Here is a 19,766-nt window from a genome sequence, read left to right on the forward strand (position 1 = left end):
AACTCTTGTATACAATTTGTTGAAGCACACCCAAATGTTATTCCATCTTTTCGGTAGATTTCATCAGAGTTGTTGATAATTCCCCGATTGCGTATGGGTTTTGGTTCAAGTTCGCCTATTTGCTAATTCAAAACGCAGGTTTGCTTGACATACTAAATATAGTATGTATATAAAAGTTGGCGATCGCTACAGAGTTCTTTAGCAGGGAAAAAATTCTCTCATAAGGTTGAGAGCGATCGCTTATATTTATCCGCAATAATAAATTAACTTATAGGTTTTTTGTTTATTTATTCCCACCCTTCAAAGTTCACATGACTAAAGATATGCAACGCGAATTTACCAACCGCGATGATTTATTAGCTTACCTGCGCGAACAATTTCCAGGTGCAGCAGAACGCGATGGTCACATCAGCGAAACTGTGGGGGGACACAAAGCCGCACAAAAAACGCTGCAAAAAATTGACCCAGTTCGCTACGCCCAAACACGTAATTTCTTCACAGGTGCAGTCACGCGACTTTCGCCTTATATTCGTTATGGAGTTTTGAGTTTGCGAGAAATTCGAGATTATGTCCAAAACTCGGTACAACACCAAGATGATGCTACGAAACTAATTAACGAGTTAGGTTGGCGGGACTACTGGCAACGGTTGTATATAAAGTTAGGGAATGAAATCTGGAAAGACCAGGAAGAGTATAAAACTGGTTACACTGTGGGCGAATATGCACCTGAATTACCGCAAGATATCAGAGAAGGAACCAGTGACAGAGTTTGCATCGACAGCTTTAGCCGTGATTTGAGAGAAACTGGCTATCTACATAACCACGCACGAATGTGGCTAGCAGCTTACATTGTCCATTGGCGGCGTATTCGTTGGCAAACAGGAGCCAAGTGGTTTCTTGAACACCTTTTAGATGGAGATCCTGCTAGTAATAATATGTCATGGCAGTGGGTTGCTAGCACTTTTAGTCATAAACCGTATTTTTTCAACCGTGAGAATTTAGAACGCTACACTAAAGGCGTTTATTGCCAAAAATGTCCGCTTTATGGTCATTGTGATTTTGAAGGCAGTTATGAAGAATTAGAACAGCGACTTTTTCCCAAAGGCGAATTTAGCAAACAAGCTAACAGCCAAAGTTGGCAGCGTGGAAGGAAGAAGTAGGGGAGGACAAGGGGGACAAAGAAGAGAATAATGACAAATAACAAATGACAAATGAGTAAACCAATTGTTTGGATACATGGAGACTGCCTTAGTCCAAATAATCCCGCATTACAAAAATACCCCGATGCGCCAGCTATTTGGGTTTGGGACGAGGCTTTGATAGAAGAATGGCAATTGAGTCTCAAACGCATCGCTTTTATCTACGAATGTTTGTTAGAGTTACCCGTTGTTATTCGTCGTGGCAATGTGGCACAAGAAATTTTAGCTTTTGCTCAAGAACATGATGCGAATTTAGTTGTCACAGCTAATAGTCCCAGTCCCCGGTTTAATGATATCTGTAATCAAATGGAGCCTTCTATAGCAGTAGAAGTGCTAGAGGTAGAACCATTTTTTGACTATGACGGCTATATTGACCTGAAACGGTTCTCGCGCTATTGGAAAGTGGCTCAAAATTATATTCCCTCACCCTAAGTCCTTCTCCCAATTTGGGAGAAGGGGTTGCGGCAATACGCTTGAGTTAAGGCTAAAAACCTTATGACTTACGCATTGACAGACATGAAATCAATTCGCAATTCGCAATTAAACTAAGCCCGACACTAGGGGTGCGGTTTCTACCTAGCTTGAGACAGAAAGATTTTTCTCTACGAGACGCTACCGCGAACGCGCCACTTGCAGGCGTTCGCGTAGCGGGACGAAGTACGGTTTTCAACCTTCAGTTTTTTTATAAACAAATGTGCATTACTTCTCGTTACAAGGCTCTGCCTGGGAACGAGGTAACTAAGTAATTTTTACGAAGGCGCAACAGTATAAATTAGTCTACGCTCTGGGTAATAAGGTTACTCAGATAAGTTTATGGGACTTTACGACCAAAATCAATTATCACAGGATGCACTACGAAAGTTACGCGAAGGAGCAAGCCACTCTAGAGTAGCCCAAGAAATTGCTCAACGAGACTATGCGAAAGCTCAAGCCGAAGCTGATAAATGGGAACAAGAATATCAACTCGTTGTGCAAGGAAGTAATCAGGATTTAATTAGTAAAGCAAAATTCCAAAAGGAACGATACCAAGCAATTGCTAGTAGACTCAAAAAACTTGTAGGGGAGCAACAACCACAAGTAGACGCAATTAAAAGTAGTTTGAAATCTTGGGAGCAAAAGGTTTCAGAAGCACAGAATGAAGTATTACCCAGTAAGCCTAACATCAGTGAGTTCTCACCGACATTCATGAAGTTTGAACATGAAGATATTGATGTATGGGTTGATGATGAATTACAGCAGATGAAAGAAGCATTATTGCTACCACCTAAACCTCAAAAGCAAACTAAAGCTAAAAACGACAGCAAAGTGCTTTTATCAGAATCTATTCTTGAGACACAAGAAGCTGTGAACAGTGCTATTACTAATCAAGAAAGTATTGAGAAAGATTTTGAAAACGCCCAGAAAGAATCTAAATACTGGAACGAAAAAGCTGAGACAGCTCTGAGAAACAATGATGATGATTTAGCCATTCAAGCTGTAGTAAATAAAAAAGTTCAAAATAAAATTGTGCTTATTCTTCTAACTCAGCTTCAACAGCAGCAAGTAATAGTAGCTGTACTCAAACAAAATCTGATAACTCTAGAAAATTTCAAGAAAACATTAGGCAGTGACACAAAACTCTAAAACAGGTGCAGCATTCATTGCAGGTGGAACCATAGCAGGCGTTGGTGTTTCTGCAACGGTAGGCGGGATGGGACTAGCAGGGGGATTTGGTGCAGTCGGTATTGGTACAACTCCTGTAGTAGCTGCTGGCGCTGTGGCTGGTGCAGCTGCTTATGGCGCTTTTAAAGCCATAGCAAAAGGAGATGCCGCTGCGATCGCTACAATGGGAGTTGGTGCAGTCGGTGGTGCTGGTGTTTATAGCGTCGTCGGTGGTATGGGTTTAGTCGCACCGAAAGTAGGGCTGGCATTTGGGATTGGTGCAGTACCGATGGCAGGAATTGGTGCAGTAATGGGACTCGCTACCTATGGTATTGCCAAACTATTAGATGAATCTGAAATTAGCGAAACTCCAGCACAGCTTTTTGAGCGGATGGAAGAGAAAGTTTTGCAGATGGGCTACTATTCCGAAGCAGTGATGGAATTAGATGCATTTTTATCTGGTGACAATCTCAACCAAAAATTTGCTGGTTTGGAAATCGAGGATGAGTTACAAGCGCTTAAAGCTAAATTCAAGAAAAAATCAGAATTTGTTACGCCTAAAGCTTCTATTCCCAACATTGAACCGGAAAAAATATCTCCGACAACCCAGCTACCTGAAACTTGGAAATGTGTACGCACACTCAAGAGTCACTTAGGGGCAGTTAATGCGATCGCAATCAGTCCTGATGGTACTACCTTAATCAGTGGCAGTGATGACAGACAAGTTAATTTGTGGAATTTGAAAACCGGAAAATGGCTTTATACATTCTCTGGACAAGCAGAAGCAGTTTTATCAGTTGCTATCAGCCCTGATGGACAGCAGATTGTAAGTGGTAGTGTCGATCGCAAAATCAGCAGTTGGCAGATAGACACAAAAAAATTTCTCCGCACATTCTTTTATTTAAACTCTAGTTATAGTCATAATGGTTTTGTTAACTCAGTAGCCTACAGTCCTGATGGAACAATTCTTGCTAGTGGTGCTGCCGATAAGACAATTAGAATTTGGGGACGCTACACGGGAACAGTAAAACGCACCTTGAATGGACACTCAGAGGCAGTTTTGTCTGTCAACATCAGCCCCGATGGTAAAATCCTTGCAAGTGGTAGTGCCGATAAGACAATTAGAATTTGGGATTTGAAAACTTGGGAACAACGCTATATTCTCACTGAACATTTGGGTGCAGTGAATACAGTTGCAATCAGTTTTAACAGTCAAACTCTTATTAGTGGTAGCACAGACGCCACAATAAAGCTATGGAATCTCCCAACTGGAGAATTACTTTCCACTTTGACTGGACACTCAACGGCGGTTTTGTCTGTTACCATCAGCCACGATGGAAAAACCCTGGCCAGTGCCAGCCGAGACGGTACAATCAAACTTTGGAACCTCCAGACTGGGGAATTACTACAAAATCTTTCTGGGTGTAATCCCGTTGCTTTCAGTCCTGATGGTAAAACGCTGGTAAGTGGCGGTAATGGCGGAAGCATCAAGATTTGGAATGAATTTACTCTCAATTCTGGATTATCTGGGGAATGGTGGAAAATCTTGGGCGTAAATCAGAGCGATCGCCCCAATGTTGTTAAAATTGCCTACCGTCGATTAGCAAGATTGTATCATCCTGATGTTAATAGTTCTGCGATCGCAAAAGCCTCAATGCAAGCAATTAATCAGGCTTATAAAGAATTCCAGCAGCAGATAACATGAAGTTAGCAGTTTATCGATGCTAGTCAAAATATGAATAATATTTGAGGAGATAAGCTGTTGCACCTTTAATTTGCACTAATATTTTTCCAATATGATTGTGGGGTGGGCAACATGAGTGCCCTGATAATGCAAGTTGTATACGTAACAGCTTAGTGTTATGTAATATTTAACCCTTGAGATGTATTGACATATTAAGTTTTTCGAGAATTCATCTTGCATATTCTGAAAAAAAGTTATAAGTTATTAGATAATAGGGGAATAATCTGACTTCTTAGTGTCAAAAACTAATCCTGATCAAGTAAATATACTGTAACCAGTTTTAACTTCACACAAACCCTAAACAGCACTGAAGATATGTTTTTGTTTGTTAAAGTAAAGATTCCAGGTATACAACGGAACAATAAATAATCTAAGAATATATCTTGTGTGACTGTTTTTAAGAATCATGTTACTACTTGCGGTGGAGAGCAACAACGATAATTCACCAAAATAGTAATAGATTATCAGCAATTAGCTAACAATAAAGTTGCATAAATTTCAGCAGATTTATTCCTTGTTAGTTGATTAAATTTTCTCCCAATTATATTTGCTATTCAAGGAATCGTTTTTGTTATGCTGAGAATAGCAAAAATAATAAATAAAGACGCATCTACCACAAATTTACAACCAAAATGGAGTTATTCTGGCGATGCACCTAAACGAATTGGAAACTACTGAAAATTCAAAAGAAGTCGAAGAGGCCTGGCAAGCACTAGAAAAATCAATTCTCTATTATCAAGGTCGCCCTGTGGGGACAGTAGCGGCTTATGATGCCTCTGTAGAGGCGCTCAATTACGATCAGTGCTTTGTCCGGGATTTTGTCTCTTCTGCTCTAATTTTTCTGATTAAAGGTAGAACAGATATTGTTCGTAATTTCTTAGAAGAAACCTTAAAGTTACAGCCTAAAGAAAAGGCATTAGATGCCTATAAGCCAGGACGAGGATTAATCCCAGCTAGCTTTAAAGTGATATCAGAAAATGGGCAAGAATATTTAGAAGCAGACTTTGGCGAACATGCGATCGCTAGAGTTACACCGGTAGATTCTTGTCTATGGTGGATTATTTTATTGCGTGCTTATGTCGTCGCCACAGAAGATTTTTCTCTCGCCTATCAACCTGAATTCCAAAATGGGATTAGGTTAATCATGGAAATCTGCTTGGCGAATCGTTTTGATATGTACCCAACGCTGTTGGTTCCAGATGGCGCTTGTATGATTGACCGTCGTATGGGTATTTATGGGCATCCTCTAGAACTACAAGTTCTTTTCTACGCAGCATTACGTGCATCTCGTGAACTGCTAATTTGTCAAGGGAATTATGATATTGTTGCAGCCATTGATAACCGATTGCCTCTTTTATGCGCTCATATCCGACAGCATTATTGGATAGATATTAATCGTCTGAATGCAATTTACCGTTTCAAAAGTGAAGAGTATGGCAAGGCTGCTGTTAATCTATTCAACATATATGTAGATTCTGTTCCCTATTATGAATTAGATAAGTGGTTGCCTAAAAAAGGTGGTTATCTAGCAGGTAATGTTGGGCCGTCGCAGCTAGATACTCGTTTCTTTTCACTCGGAAACTTAATGGCAATCATTTCTGACTTAGCCACCGAAGAACAGTCACAAGCAATTATGACTCTCATTGAGGAACGATGGGATGACTTGGTGGGAGATATGCCAATGAAAATTTGTTTCCCCGCTTTAGAACATGAAGAATACAGGATTGTAACTGGATGCGATCCTAAAAATATACCTTGGTCGTACCATAATGCTGGTAGTTGGCCAGTTTTAATGTGGATGTTGGCAGCTGCGGCTGTGAAAACTAACAAAACAAGTCTTGCACAAAAAGCGATTGAAATTGCCCAACCACGTCTCATTGAAGATGAATGGCCAGAATATTACGACGGGAAGAAAGGGCGATTGATTGGGAAACAAGCTAGGAAATATCAAACTTGGACAATTACTGGGTTCTTATTAGCAAAAGAACTGATGGCAAACCCCACATATTTACCATTAATCAGCTTTGGAAAATTACCAGCAGAACAGGTTTCTAGAGCGTGTGAGTTTGAAATTGCCAGTGTAGTAGACCCGTATATGTCTCGGTAGGGAAGTTATTCAATTTTGAATTTCAGATTTTGGATTTTAGATTTTTACTTCAATCCAAATTCAAATCTAAAATTGATAGAGTTAGGAGCTATTCAATTTTGGATTTTAAATTTTTCTTGAATCCAAAATTGAAAATCTAAAATCTAAAATTGGCAGAGTTGGGAGTTAGAATACAAAAGCCTTCTGACTCCTGAATCAAGTTTCCATGAAAAACCCCCGTCAATTAGCTTTTATCGCCCTGCGAGATGTTCATAAGGGGGCTTATGCTGATGTTGCCCTAGATAGAGTATTGCAAAAAGTTGATTTGGCTGATTGCGATCGCCGCTTGGTGACAGAATTGGTTTATGGGAGCGTCAGAAGGCAACGCACCCTTGATACTCTCATCGATCAACTCGCTAAAAAGAAATCTCATCAACAGCCCCAAGACCTTCGCACCATCTTACATCTGGGCTTCTACCAGCTGCGTTATCAAGAGCGTATTCCCGCCTCAGCTGCCGTTAATACCACAGTTCAACTCGCTAAAGAAAACGGTTTTTCTGGACTCACAGGTTTTGTTAACGGTCTATTACGCCAGTATCTCAGACAAGCAGAGGGGCAGGGGAGCAGGGGAGCAGAGGAGAAAGATTCTTTGTTACTTCCCCAATCCCCAATCCCCAGTCCCCAGTCCCCAATCCCCAGTCCCCAGTCCCCAATCCCCAGTCCCCAATCCCCAATCCCCCATTTTGATCCATTACAACTTCCAGAAAACCCAGTGGAACGCTTGGGCATTTTACACAGCTTTCCTGACTGGATTATTCAAGTTTGGTTAGAACAACTGGGTTTAGACGACACAGAAAAACTATGTGAATGGATGAACCAATCACCAACAATTGATTTACGCATCAACCCTCTTCGTACTTCTATTGAAGAAGTTGAGACGGCGTTGCTATCTGCTGGTGTTTTGGTGAGACGCATTCCTTATTTACCCCAAGCTTTACGATTTATTGGTAATACTGGGTCAATTCAAAAACTACCGGGCTTCAAAGAAGGTTGGTGGACTGTACAAGATAGTAGCGCTCAATTGGTAGGGCATTTGCTTGACCCCCAACCAGGTGAGGTGGTAATTGATGTTTGTGCAGCACCAGGGGGGAAAACAACCCACATCGGTGAGTTGATGGGGGATAAGGGTAAAATTTGGGCTTGCGATCGCACTTCTTCTCGTCTTCGCAAACTCCAAGAAAATTCTCAACGCCTAAATTTACAATCTATTCAAATTTACACCGGCGACAGTCGTCATTTTACCCAATTTCAAAACACCGCAGACCGCGTATTACTCGATGCTCCATGTTCCGGCTTAGGAACCATGCACCGTCATGCTGATGCGCGTTGGCGACAGACACCAAAATCTGTCCAAGAACTTTCGGTGCTGCAACAAGAGTTAATAACACATACATCAACTTTTGTCAAGTCTGGTGGTGTACTAGTTTATGCCACTTGTACACTGCATCCAGCAGAAAATGAACAAGTAATTTCAGCATTTTTAGCTAAGTCACCTGATTGGCAAATTGAGTCTCCCAAAGGTCTTGAGTTACCTGATTCTGCCCAGATCGCGCCACAAGGATGGTTTAAAGTCTGGCCCCATCGCCAGGACATGGATGGGTTTTTTATGGTGCGCTTAAGAAAAACCAATAATTCCGAATGAATACTGTTTGGGATCGTACCATTTGGTGGAGGCCTGAATCTACCAGAGGAGGCAGCAATGGTTTCCCCTTCCAATGTGAAAAACTTAGTAAAAATCCTGATTGGAGCGGCCTGGATCGATGGCAGAATCCAGCCAGAAGAACGGCAATATCTCCGCGAAATAGCTCAAGCAAAAGGTTTAGCTAACGACCCAGAAATTAAGCCTTGGCTGTACGAATTAGTTCCTGTGCAGCCAAAAGAATGCTATGAGTGGGTGCGGGAGTATTTAGGCGATCGCCCCAGCCTTGAAGATTGTGAAAATCTAATTGAAGCCATTAGTGGCTTAATTTATAGCGATGGTGAAGTAGCCGTCGAAGAAGCCAGACTCCTGACGGAATTGCAGGATATAGCAAAGCCGAATGAGTCAACTCAACCGGCTCATACTGCGCTTCTCAAACAAATTCAAAAGCTTTACCGCCGTTGGGTTGAAGTGCAAAACTAATCATAGTCAAAAGTCAAAAGTCTAATAACTAATGACCAATGACCAAATTATCGTAAATTAGAGGGTTTAAGACCCCTACATCTACATGTAGCACCCACTTCAGTCGGGGTTTGTCTTGAGAAATCGCTCCACTTGGGCAAAGCCCAAGACCGCGTTTCTCGCTAAATCCCCTTCTGAAATGTCTTTAATTTTGAATTTTGTTAGCGAGTCTGCGTACCCTTACAGGGAAGCAAGCTACGCTTTTAGCGTCTCGTAGAGAGCGTCATTTTGAATTTTGAATTGTTAAGACTTCGGTTCACCCAGACCCGGAGTTTCTTCTTTATCAATCTTAGGTACAAAATCAGGACGCTCTTTGCTTTCCCAACCTGCGGGGCGTTTCGAGTTGTACCAAGCTATTGACCCAATAGTAACAGCAGCAACAAAACCAACGACATACACCAAGGTAAAAGCCACGGGAAAATGAGGGCCAGCATCTATAGCTGGTGCTGCTGTTTGCATAAAAAATAAATGCATGATTATATTCTCCAAGGTTAAGTAACACTACTTAACACACTATAAGATGAGCGTATCACCTAACATCCCCCCGAAGTTGAGTTTTGAGTAACTTGATATTGTATGGCCAAGAGCAGGGAGCAGGGTAGAAGAGTTTTCCCCTCCGCATCCTGCCCCCTGCCCCTCTGCCTCTTTTCAATGCCCATTCTTCATTGCTGAGGAGGTCTAAGTCTATCCCGCCAGCTAGGCTGTGGTGATGAAGAACCGGAACTATTGCTAGGAGAAGACTCTGGCTGAGTTCTTCGACGCGGGGGAGAATCTGATTCTACTCTTCGCCGCCGTGGATTAGATGATTCCCCTGAAGAGTTACTGGAATTTGATTCGCTGCGATCGCGCCTTCTCCGTCTTGGGGTAGAATCGCTTGATTGCTGTTCATCTTGAGAATAGCTCCTCCGGTTTCTACGTCTTTGAGATGAACCAATATCCTCAGAATTCCTAGCACTTTCCCCTTCTGAGTCATCATCAGAGGCAATAGAACGATTCAGCACTTGCTTGGGTTTGATGGACTGGGCTTTGATTGTGCCTTTGCGACCTTCTAATTTGGGTCGTTTGGGAAATTTTTCTACTGGCATCCCCTCCACCGCTTTTTCCATAAATTCGTGCCACGTGTAAGCGGCACTACCACTACTGCCATCTGTGGGACGGTTATCATCGTTACCTAGCCAGACTCCTGTCACCATCTGGGGAATGTAGCCAATAAACCATAAATCGCGGGCTTCGTCTGAGGTGCCTGTTTTGCCTGCAACTGGTCTATTATCTAATTGGGCAGCAGCACCAGTCCCTTCTTCGACGACATTGCGTAGCATCCAAGTCATAATGGCGGCGCTATCGGTGTCAAGGGCCCGTTTTGACTTGAAATTAGCTGACCAGATTACTTTGCCTTGGCGGTTGAGGATGCGGGTAATACCATGAGGTTCTGTGTGCAATCCAAGAGTCGCAAAACTACCATAAGCGCTGGTCAACTCTAGTAGATTGACTTCATTTGAGCCAAGAGCCAAGGAATAGGTCGGCTTGAGTTCAGATTTTATCCCCATATCATGGGCAAGTTTTATCGTGGGCGTAAATCCCACATCAATCAACACCTTCACCGCAATAATATTAACAGAGCGGGTGAGGGCATCTCTCATGTTCATTGAACCCCGGAACTTTTCACTATAGTTTTTCGGTTCATAGCCGTCTACGACAAAGGGCGCATCTTCATAGCTATCGTAGGGGCTTTTACCGCTAGCGATCGCAGTTGCATACACAAACCCTTTAAATGTCGAACCTGGCTGCCGTTGTGCCTGAGTAACCCGATTAAACTGGTTTTTACCAAAGTCTTTTCCCCCCACCATTGCCTTAATTTCACCGTTGCGGGGGTCAATGGCTACCATTGCTGCTTGCTTAAAGTTTTCCCAGCTTCCTTGATTTCGCAGTGTTTTAGCAACTGCCTCTTCTGCAACTTTCTGCCAACTTGGGTTGAGCGTGGTTTCTACTACTAGACCCCCACTTTTTAGCACGTTAGCAGAAACATACTTCGGCAATTCTTTTTGGATGTAGCTGGTAAAGTAGGGTGATTCTACTTGGACTCGTTTGGGTAAACTGCTTTTGAGGGTTAATGGCTCCTGGATGGCTGCTTGCCTTTGTTCTGGGGTAATAACTCCATCTTCTTGCATCCGTAACAATACTAAGTTACGCCGCCGGATTGCCGCTTCGGGATTTTTGTCTGGAGCGTACAAGCTAGGAGCAGGGGCTAATCCCGCAATCGTTGCCATTTCTGCTAGGGAAAGTTGGTCTGGCGACTTACTAAAATATACCCAGGCTGCATCTGCCACACCGTAAGCTCCAGATCCCAAATAAACCAGATTCAGGTAACGCTCTAAAATCTGATCTTTGGTTAATTCTTGCTCCAGTTTTTGGGCTAGGCGGACTTCCTTAAGTTTGCGCCAGATTGTCTGTTCTTGTTTCAAAAACAGAATCCGCGTTAGTTGTTGGGTGATGGTGCTACCACCTTCTACCACACCTTGCGATCGCAAATTATTCAAACCTGCTCTCACAATCCCTTGCGGATCAACTCCGTTGTGTTGCTTAAATCTTCTATCTTCTGAGGCGATGAAAGCTTTTTTTAAATTATCTGGTATTTGTTCCAGCTTTAGCTGTTCTCTGGTTGCTTCACCTTGTTGTTGTAATATGCTGCCATCAGCAGCTTTAATGGTCAGTGTTTGCTCTCTGAGTACGGCATTCAACTCGGACTGATCTGGCAAAGTCCGATCTATTGAATTGATGACGTAGATCAAGGCGACTATTCCACCACCTACACCCAAGCCTGCCCAAAACCATAAGCGGCGGTAGAATGGTTTACCGCCAGTTGACCGATTGGCCTTCGTCCTAGATGGTAAAATTTTCATTTTGCTCGGTAACTGCCTCGTCTGCGCCAGATGTGCTGGTGGTAAGCTCTCATTTGTTCCTCCTTGTCCAGAGTCACTCAAATTAGTTGGTCTTCGCTTGAACCAGGAGGTAAGCTTCCCCACGTCAGTTCCTCGCTCAAAGTAGTAACTATATAACCAACTATCAATCAGCTTTGGGGTTATAGTACTACCTTTGTGTTAGTATAATATCCCATAAATTAATTAACTAAATTCATCATAAAAATAATGTTTTTTAATTTTGATTAATTATAGTTTGTAAAAATGCTGGCAATTTTGATATTAGCAATATAACTATTGACATTTTCTGAAACAGGTGCAGCAAAGTATCCGCAAAGACAGCCCGCAATCAGCTTACTTCAGGAGAGTCTGATGCCTATTGCTAGCTACACCAAAGCAAAACCCAGACGTAGCGCCATTGCCCTGGGTAGTAATATCGGCGATTCCCAGACAGTTTTAGAAGCAGCAATAGAGATTTTAGCCCAAACGCCAGGTATTCTCTTAGAAGCCAGATCCAACTGGTATCAAACCAAAGCCGTGGGGCCACCACAGCCAGATTACCTCAATGGCTGCGTCACATTGCAGGTAGAAATTCTACCCCAGCCGTTATTAGAAATTTTGTTAGGGATTGAACAACAATTTGGGCGTGTGCGTCAGGAACGCTGGGGACCACGCATCCTAGATTTGGATTTGTTATTATATGATGACATTATTATGGATACGCCAAATCTCCAGATTCCCCACCCACGAATGTGGGATCGGGCCTTTGTGTTAGTACCACTAGCAGAAATTGCCCCAGATTGGCTAGAACCAGTTTCCGGGTGTGTTATTAAAGAACTGCTGAAAGAGGTAGACTGTTCAGATGTACATTTATGGGTGGGCAATTAAAATTACCATCCTTAAAGGTAGAAGAACGCTGATTTTGCCTCTGTATTCACAGATAATCAGATTTTAATATGCCATTAGGTAGAGAATTACCACAACTACTAAGACAACGCCTGTTTTATAAAGGACGCAAGTTTGATTTTGAAGTTAATCGCTTGCGTTTGCCGAATAAATCAGAAGGCGAATGGGAATGTATTCGTCACCCTGGTGGTGCCCTAGCTGTGCCAGTGACAGCAGAAGGTAAACTTGTACTGGTGCGCCAGTATCGTTTTGCAATTCAGGGACGGATATTAGAATTTCCGGCGGGGACAGTGGAAGCAAATGAGCAGCCTTTAGAAACAATACAGCGTGAAATCGCCGAAGAAACTGGCTATAGTGCCCAAAAATGGGACAAACTGGGCGAATTTTTCCTAGCTCCCGGCTATTCTGATGAAATTATCTATGCTTTTCTGGCACGAGATTTAGAAAAGCTGGAGACACCACCACCACAAGATGGAGACGAGGATATCGAAACTGTGTTTTTGACTCCCGAAGAATTAGAAAAAGCTATTCTGGAGGGAGAGCCGGTAGATGCTAAATCTGTTTCTAGCTTTTTTCTGGCGCGTCCGTTTTTAATTTAATACTCTTTCCTTATGCTGCTAGAGTTAGCGATTGCAGATGCTTACGGTGCAGGCTTTGAATATGCTGATGAGATGATCGTTAACAACGACTTGAGTCGATACGTCGAACATCCGCGTTTTCGACTCGTTCCTGGCAGCTATACTGATGATACCCAGATGAGCATTGCTATTGCAGAAGTGATTGTTGCTCAAGCACCGTGGACGCCAGAAGTTTTAGCCGATAGCTTTGTTAGAGCCTTCAAACGCGATGAGAGAGAGGGTTATTCTAGAAATTTCTACCATTTTCTGGGAGAAATTCAAGATGGTGAAGAGTTTTTAACGAAAATTAACCCTGATAGTGACAAAAGCGGGGGAGCGATGCGTGCAGCGCCCATTGGCATCTATCCGACACCAGAAAAAGTCATTGAGGCGGCAACAATTCAAGCGGCAATTACCCACAATACACCAGATGGGATTAATGCTGCCGTTGCGGCTGCCTTAATGTCACATTATTTTATCTATCGACTGGGAGCAAAGCGCAAATTAGGACTATTTCTAGAAGGTTACGTATCTGGTGAATGGTCTAAACCGTGGGAAGGTAAGGTAAAGTCCAAAGGCTGGATGAGTGTTAGAGCCGCGATTACTGCGGTGATGCGAAATGACACTATGAGCGAACTTTTGCAAGATTGTATCGCTTTTACCGGGGATGTGGATACCGTAGGGGCGATCGCTCTAGCTGCTGGTTCTTGTAGCGAAGAAATTAGACAAGACATTCCCCATCATCTTGTCATAGGGTTAGAGAATGGAGCTTACGGTAGAGATTACCTCATCCAACTAGATAAGCAGCTAATGAGTTTAGTCAAAAACTCGTAGTCATCGCGTCTAGCCCTTTGAGATGACATTTAATTACGTCTACCTACTTAGCGCTTCTCATTCAAAAGAGAAGCGCTATTTGTTACCTTGGCTAAAGTGACATAGAAATTGACTTAGAGTCAAAGTTGTAAGAGCATGACAGGAAGAAGCCTATAACTCCTAAATATGTGTCTTTATGCCATACACATATATATTTCATACAGATGAGAAAAATTACAACTTTTAACAGTGCCGGCAAACTAACTGCTCTTTTGTTCCTGATAACTCTCTTCCTGACGCCTTGTGTGATTGTAAATGCAGGTGAACGAGGCGTATTGATGAAATTTGGCGAAGTACAAAACCAAATATTAGGAGAAGGACTCCACTTAATTATTCCTGTAGTCAATACCGTAAAAAAGTTGAGTATTCAAGTCCAAAAACAGGAAATTTCGGCTGAGGCTTCTTCCAAAGATTTACAAAGTGTTTTCGCCGATGTCGCTCTTAATTGGCATATTATTCCGCAGGAAGTAAATGTTATTTTTCAAGAAATTGGAGATGAGCAAAATGTAGTCATTCGGATTATTAACCCAGCAGTTGCAGAAGTAATAAAATCAGTCATAGCAAAGTATACTGCTGAAGAAATTATTACTAAACGAGGAGAAGTCAAAAGTGGAGTAGATGAGGCATTATCCACACGACTCAGTAGCTATCATGTTGCAGTTGATGATATTTCTCTAATTCATGTTCATTTCTCAGAACGATTTGATGAGGCGGTAGAGGCGAAGCAGATTGCTGAACAAGAAGCAAAACGAGCAGAGTTTATCGCGCTGAAAGCAACAAGACAGGCTGAGGCTAAAGTTAATTTAGCCAAGGGAGAGGCTGAGGCACACAGATTATTACGCGATGGTTTAACTCCAGAAATTCTGCAAAGGCAAGCAATAGAAAAATGGAATGGAAAGCTACCATTAATTGTCAGTAAAGAGACTCCAAAATTGTTGAATTTAAGTGAACTTTTAAAATTTGATTAAAATTGTTGACCAAGGTTGGGACGGTCTACTACTCTTTCTAAGATACAAGGTTGGGTGGTAGTTTGCTTCCCCGTAGGGGTACGTAGTGAAACCCAACATCAACCCTCGATATTTCCGAATCCCTTTTATGTTGACGTGTACTTAGTTTCTGTAATCGTTTAAATATCAATTGCTGCGGCTGAAAAATACAGCAGCTATAACAATTAAACCTAAAAGTGCTAAAGGAACCCAGAGATTAGGGAGATCCGACAAACTCATAAAGAACTTCCAAATAAGTAAAGTGTGTAAGGCGGAAGCTGTAACGCATCGTCATAGACAGTTGCTACTTTATATTTTAAGTAAGCCTTTTTTTAACTTCCTCTGCCAAATTTTCTAATAGCACTTCTACTTGCTCCCCTGTTTTCAAATCTTTGAGTGATGACTTTTGTGCTGCGGCTTCTTCAGAACCAATAATTACGCAAAATTGAATTCCTTGTTTGTCTGCTAACTGAAATTGTTTACCTAAGGGACGCTTCTCAAAGTTAGTGATCGCATTAATTCCCGCCTGACGCAGACTTTGAGAAACTTTTAAATAAGTAGGCATTAAATCTTCCTGCATATTCACTACCATCACTTGGGCTGGTGTCGCAGCTAAGGTATTTAGAATACCAGCTTTTAACAAACGACTAATTAAGCGAGTTAAGCCAATAGAAATGCCAACACCAGGCATTTTTTCGCCCAAAAATACCCCGACTAGTTCTTCATATCTACCACCAGAACAAATACTGCCTAAAGCTTCATGTCCTAATAAGGTTGTTTCGTAAACTGTGCCGGTATAGTAATCAAGACCACGGGCGATGGATAAATCAATACAGAAACGGTTTTCGGCAACTCCGAGATTACGCACTCCTGCAATTACCGTTTCTAATTCGGTGATTCCTAAGCTCAATTGCTCGGTTCCTGGCAGATTTTGGGCGAGATGTTTTAGTTTATCTAAGACTTCATCAACGGAACCGTTTATTTTGATAAACTCAATGATTTTTTGCGCCTGTTCTTCTAAAATTCCTTCTTTCTCTAAATCGTGTTTTACTTTACTTTCACCAATTTTTTCTAGCGTGTCAACAATACCAATACACGATTTAATTTGATTTTCGGCAATTCCCACTGATTTAAAAAAACCAGTAAGAACTTTTCGGTTATTGATGCGAATCAGAAAATCACCAATATTAATTGCTTCAAATATCTCCGTGATAATTGCAGGCATCTGAGCATCATAGAGTAAACTTAGTTCACGACGAGCAACTACATCAATATCGCATTGGCGAAACTGACGAAAACGCCCATCTTTCGCCCGTTCTCCCCGAAAAACTATATCGGTTTGATAACGAGCAAACGGAAAGGTTAATTCGTTTAAGTGACGGGCAATGTACGCGGCTAAAGGAACTGTTTGGTCAAACTTTAAAGCTCTGGATTCTGAACCAGTTTCGCCAGATTTATCTCTCTCGGCTTGTCGATTTGGTGGCAGTATGGGATCAATGCCATAGATGATATTGTCACCTTGATTACCTTTAGCTTGCAGCACTTCTAAACGTTCTACAGCAGGTGTTTCAATGGGTGTAAATCCATAACTTTCAAAAACTCTGCGGATGATATCTAACAAATGTAATTCTAGACGCTTTTCGCTAGGAAGAAATTCTGGAAATCCGCTAGGAGTAGAAAAGTTTATTTTGTCACCTTTGGCCATGCGTGTACCTTACTAAGTTGAGATTGGAGATGAAAGCCTAACGACTGAAAGTCGTGGCTACACAAACAAAGTCCGCCTGCGCGGACTAGAGAATAATGAGCGTTTATCTTTGAGGGGAGAAATTACTATCTTACCCGTTCTTCTTGAATTAGGGTGCGTTGAAAGATTTGATTGTTCTTAAACCAATGCCAAGTACGGGCACGATTGTTATTGTCAGGGCTAATGTAGATCATTTCATATAAGCTCATTTCTGGGTTTGTCTTATAACTAAACCACAAAATAACAATCGAATCATCAGCTTCCCAGGCTTTTCCGTCTATGCGATCGGTGTCAAACCAAAGCTTATTATCTTTATAGATTCCTGGAAATTCATATTCTTCTCGTTTACCATCAGACCATTTGTAGCGATTAATCTGGTAGTAGGGATGAGGGCCGTTTTCTGGAAATTGACAAGTTAAGTGAGATTCATACTTGTCGAGGATTTTTCCTGTTGTATCAACTACTGTATAAGTTCCTACCCAATCTCCTTCATGACGGGCAAGTACTGGCATTCCTTCTCGAATATTTGACATTGCAATTCACCTTTTCTTTTATTGTTTTAACATTTGGAAAAATCGAGTAAAGTAATCGGGAAAAGTTTTAGCTGTACAACCAGGATCTTTTATTACAATGCCTGGAAGCTTTAAGTCTGTGACAGCAAATGTCAGTCTTCACTAAATAAGGCATTTTCTAAAATCGAGTCACCTGACGCTAAGACTGCGACGAGTAACGCCCGATTGGTAATACTTGTAGAATCAGGAATTTCTACCGTGGCATCTACTTGGCGATTCAGAACAGGGATTGCAATGGTATCCATTTTAAATCTCTGTGCAGGTATTCAGCTACAACTTAAATTATGTTCGCATATTATGAGTGAGGAGTGGGGAAGGTTTTAACAATTCAAAATTCAAAATGACGCTCTCTACGTTCGCGCAGCGTGTCGCAGACAGACGCTAAAAGCGTAGCTTGCTTCCCTATAAGGGTACGCAGACTCGCTAACAAAATTCAAAATTAAAGACATTTCAGTCGGGAGCAATGCAGCAATCGATTGGGCTGACTATCCAAACTGATGTATTAATACGCACTAGTGTAGTTACGGCTTCTTGCTGCCCAAATTACTATATTAATAAACCAATACGCTTGGGTTAAGGGCTACTGGCAACAATTTTGGGTTTTCGAGACGCGATAAATTGCCGTCTCTACAAGTGTTTTATTGCTCATTATAAAATATATTGATTCATAAACTATGCCTACACTTAACGAGGCAAAATGTCATCTAGGCGAAGTTGAATACCGGGCAAAAGTAGCGAGTTAATTAATTAATTGATTGAGTCGGTATTGTTGTTGAGTATAAGTGTCTTCAACCAATTGACAAATAGTGAATGTCTGATGAATCCAAATAAATAATCGGTGCAGGTTGACTGCACCGATTAGACAATTTATATTTAATTGCACCGGACATTTCCCTCACGCCAATGCTGAAGCTTGGGGTTTGGCAAAAATCATTCTTCCTGCGGTGGTTTGCAAAGCACTGGTAACTACTACTCGCAGTTCACCACCCACATAATTGCTGCCTTCTTCAACGACTACCATTGTGCCGTCGTCTAGGTAGCCAATGCCTTGGCTTGGTTCTTTGCCTTCCTTGAGAATTTTTAAATCAAGGTTGTCGCCAGGTAAATAGCTTGGACGCACGGCGTTCACTAAATCATTTACGTTCAAAACTGGTACTTTCTGAACACTGGCGACTTTAGACAAGTTGTAGTCGTTGGTTAGCAATGTACCGCTGATTTCTTGGGCAAAGCGCACTAACTTGGCATCGACTGTGGGAATATCGTCGTAGTCAACTCCATTAATCAGGATGCGATCGGGGTAATCTTCTTTGATGCGGTTGAGAATTTCTAGTCCTCGTCTTCCCCGCACCCGTTTTTGATCTTTGCTAGCATCGGCTACTTGTTGGAGTTCTTGCAAGACAAACTGCGGTACAAGAATTTGTCCTTCTAAAAACCCTGTTTCTAGTAAGGCTTCAATACGACCATCAATAATACAGCTAGTATCTAAAACTTTGGTATTGGCTGGTTTTAGCGTTCCTTCCACAACCATCGATTCGACGGTGTTGGGATTAATGAACCGCAATAAGCCCCGCCCGTGGGTGTCTGCCAAATTCATGCCAGTGACGGAGAGGATAATACTACCGACAACTGCCACCAATGGCTTAATAAATCCAAAATCCGCTGGAATGGGTAGTAAAAATAGTGGGGCTAGCATGAGGTTAGCTAACAATAGCCCAATCACTAAGCCGATCGCACGCGTTAAAATTACTTCTAAAGGCATTTCTTTGACTTGTGCCTCCAAGCGACGATATGTCGTCTGGAAACTCAGCCCGATCGCACCACCAATAATAGCGGCAAAGACGGCAACAACTAAGCGTAAAGCTTCTAAATTCGTTACCTGATCTAGCGCCCCATTGGGTAGTAGTTCAATGCTGTAGAACCCTATTCCCGACGCTGCGAGGATAAATGAGAAAATGATAATTGCGTCAAGCATGGTTGTCTTGTTTTCCTACAACTGTGTTCACCGATCAAGTTAAGTATGTTTTATTGTATCGGTAAGATAGACTAATGAATATTGACTTACACTAAGGGTTTAGGCTGACAATATCTGCAATTATTATAACTAAAGGCTCTTATCTTAATATTTTTCATTGTTTCTTTGTAAAACGACAAAAATTTGTAAATAAACTACTCATTTTGTAAGAATTCAGAATTCAGAATTCAGAAGACCTTGATACCCAAACTTAATAAGTTTAATAAAATCAAGAAGTTATTGCAGGC

General features: G+C 41.8%; 16 protein-coding genes and 2 pseudogenes. 11 read left to right on the forward strand and 7 right to left on the reverse strand.

Annotated elements, in window-relative coordinates:
• Nucleotides 1-311 precede the first annotated feature (311 nt).
• The 7 genes from V7L07_RS19785 to V7L07_RS19815 all read left to right on the forward strand — a co-directional run bounded on the left by V7L07_RS19785 (nucleotide 312) and on the right by V7L07_RS19815 (nucleotide 8,852).
• Entirely contained in the window at nucleotides 312-1,160 is an 849-nt protein-coding gene (locus V7L07_RS19785; protein ID WP_335060659.1) for an FAD-binding domain-containing protein, read from the forward strand.
• Nucleotides 1,161-1,211: 51 nt separating this feature from the next.
• Nucleotides 1,212-1,631 (forward strand): hypothetical protein, encoded by a 420-nt coding sequence (locus tag V7L07_RS19790; RefSeq protein WP_335060660.1) that lies wholly within the window; start codon nucleotides 1,212-1,214, stop codon nucleotides 1,629-1,631.
• Between the two features lie 381 nt (nucleotides 1,632-2,012).
• Nucleotides 2,013-2,822, forward strand: coding sequence for a hypothetical protein (locus tag V7L07_RS19795; protein ID WP_335060661.1), 810 nt, complete (start codon nucleotides 2,013-2,015; stop codon nucleotides 2,820-2,822).
• Nucleotides 2,806-4,545, forward strand: a complete 1,740-nt coding sequence (locus tag V7L07_RS19800) for a DnaJ domain-containing protein (protein WP_335060662.1) — start codon at nucleotides 2,806-2,808, stop codon at nucleotides 4,543-4,545. The genes V7L07_RS19795 and V7L07_RS19800 overlap by 17 nt, the downstream gene beginning before the upstream one ends.
• A gap of 688 nt (nucleotides 4,546-5,233) precedes the next feature.
• Nucleotides 5,234-6,691 (forward strand): glycoside hydrolase 100 family protein, encoded by a 1,458-nt coding sequence (locus V7L07_RS19805; protein WP_335060663.1) that lies wholly within the window; start codon nucleotides 5,234-5,236, stop codon nucleotides 6,689-6,691.
• Nucleotides 6,692-6,896: 205 nt separating this feature from the next.
• Complete coding sequence (locus tag V7L07_RS19810; protein WP_335060664.1) at nucleotides 6,897-8,372, forward strand: 16S rRNA (cytosine(967)-C(5))-methyltransferase; 1,476 nt, start codon at nucleotides 6,897-6,899, stop codon at nucleotides 8,370-8,372.
• Between the two features lie 57 nt (nucleotides 8,373-8,429).
• Complete coding sequence (locus tag V7L07_RS19815) at nucleotides 8,430-8,852, forward strand: tellurite resistance TerB family protein (RefSeq protein ID WP_179067761.1); 423 nt, start codon at nucleotides 8,430-8,432, stop codon at nucleotides 8,850-8,852.
• A 282-nt stretch (nucleotides 8,853-9,134) separates the two neighbouring features.
• On the opposite strand, the gene psb35 is transcribed toward V7L07_RS19815, so the two are convergent.
• Together psb35 and V7L07_RS19825 are read right to left on the reverse strand one after the other, a co-directional pair.
• Nucleotides 9,135-9,365 (reverse strand): photosystem II assembly protein Psb35, encoded by a 231-nt coding sequence (gene psb35 / locus V7L07_RS19820; RefSeq protein ID WP_179067760.1) that lies wholly within the window; start codon nucleotides 9,363-9,365, stop codon nucleotides 9,135-9,137.
• Between the two features lie 188 nt (nucleotides 9,366-9,553).
• Nucleotides 9,554-11,791, reverse strand: coding sequence for a transglycosylase domain-containing protein (locus V7L07_RS19825; protein ID WP_442936070.1), 2,238 nt, complete (start codon nucleotides 11,789-11,791; stop codon nucleotides 9,554-9,556).
• Between the two features lie 390 nt (nucleotides 11,792-12,181).
• Between V7L07_RS19825 and folK the strand changes: the two genes are divergently transcribed.
• The 4 genes from folK to V7L07_RS19845 all read left to right on the forward strand — a co-directional run bounded on the left by folK (nucleotide 12,182) and on the right by V7L07_RS19845 (nucleotide 15,173).
• Entirely contained in the window at nucleotides 12,182-12,697 is a 516-nt protein-coding gene (gene folK, locus V7L07_RS19830) for a 2-amino-4-hydroxy-6-hydroxymethyldihydropteridine diphosphokinase (protein ID WP_335060693.1), read from the forward strand.
• A gap of 68 nt (nucleotides 12,698-12,765) precedes the next feature.
• The gene (locus V7L07_RS19835) at nucleotides 12,766-13,314 is read left to right on the forward strand and encodes an NUDIX hydrolase (RefSeq protein WP_334733955.1); all 549 of its coding nucleotides are present in this window, start codon (nucleotides 12,766-12,768) and stop codon (nucleotides 13,312-13,314) included.
• 12 nt (nucleotides 13,315-13,326) lie between these two features.
• Complete coding sequence (locus V7L07_RS19840) at nucleotides 13,327-14,166, forward strand: ADP-ribosylglycohydrolase family protein (protein ID WP_335060666.1); 840 nt, start codon at nucleotides 13,327-13,329, stop codon at nucleotides 14,164-14,166.
• Nucleotides 14,167-14,369: 203 nt separating this feature from the next.
• Complete coding sequence (locus tag V7L07_RS19845) at nucleotides 14,370-15,173, forward strand: prohibitin family protein (RefSeq protein WP_335060667.1); 804 nt, start codon at nucleotides 14,370-14,372, stop codon at nucleotides 15,171-15,173.
• A gap of 334 nt (nucleotides 15,174-15,507) precedes the next feature.
• Here V7L07_RS19845 and hisS read toward each other — a convergent pair whose 3' ends face one another.
• The 5 genes and pseudogenes from hisS to V7L07_RS19870 form a co-directional block, all read right to left on the reverse strand.
• On the reverse strand, nucleotides 15,508-16,896 hold the full coding sequence (gene hisS, locus V7L07_RS19850) for a histidine--tRNA ligase (RefSeq protein WP_335060668.1): 1,389 nt from the start codon (nucleotides 16,894-16,896) through the stop codon (nucleotides 15,508-15,510).
• A gap of 125 nt (nucleotides 16,897-17,021) precedes the next feature.
• Complete coding sequence (locus tag V7L07_RS19855; protein WP_335060669.1) at nucleotides 17,022-17,468, reverse strand: DUF3598 family protein; 447 nt, start codon at nucleotides 17,466-17,468, stop codon at nucleotides 17,022-17,024.
• A gap of 134 nt (nucleotides 17,469-17,602) precedes the next feature.
• Nucleotides 17,603-17,752, reverse strand: a pseudogene (locus V7L07_RS19860) (3-phosphoshikimate 1-carboxyvinyltransferase); the annotation flags it as partial.
• Between the two features lie 439 nt (nucleotides 17,753-18,191).
• Nucleotides 18,192-18,321: pseudogene (locus V7L07_RS19865) on the reverse strand (Uma2 family endonuclease); the annotation flags it as partial.
• 81 nt (nucleotides 18,322-18,402) lie between these two features.
• Complete coding sequence (locus V7L07_RS19870; RefSeq protein WP_179067375.1) at nucleotides 18,403-19,479, reverse strand: PIN/TRAM domain-containing protein; 1,077 nt, start codon at nucleotides 19,477-19,479, stop codon at nucleotides 18,403-18,405.
• Nucleotides 19,480-19,766: the final 287 nt, after the last annotated feature.

This window comes from Nostoc sp. (genome assembly GCF_036916985.1).
Lineage (GTDB): Bacteria > Cyanobacteriota > Cyanobacteriia > Cyanobacteriales > Nostocaceae > Nostoc.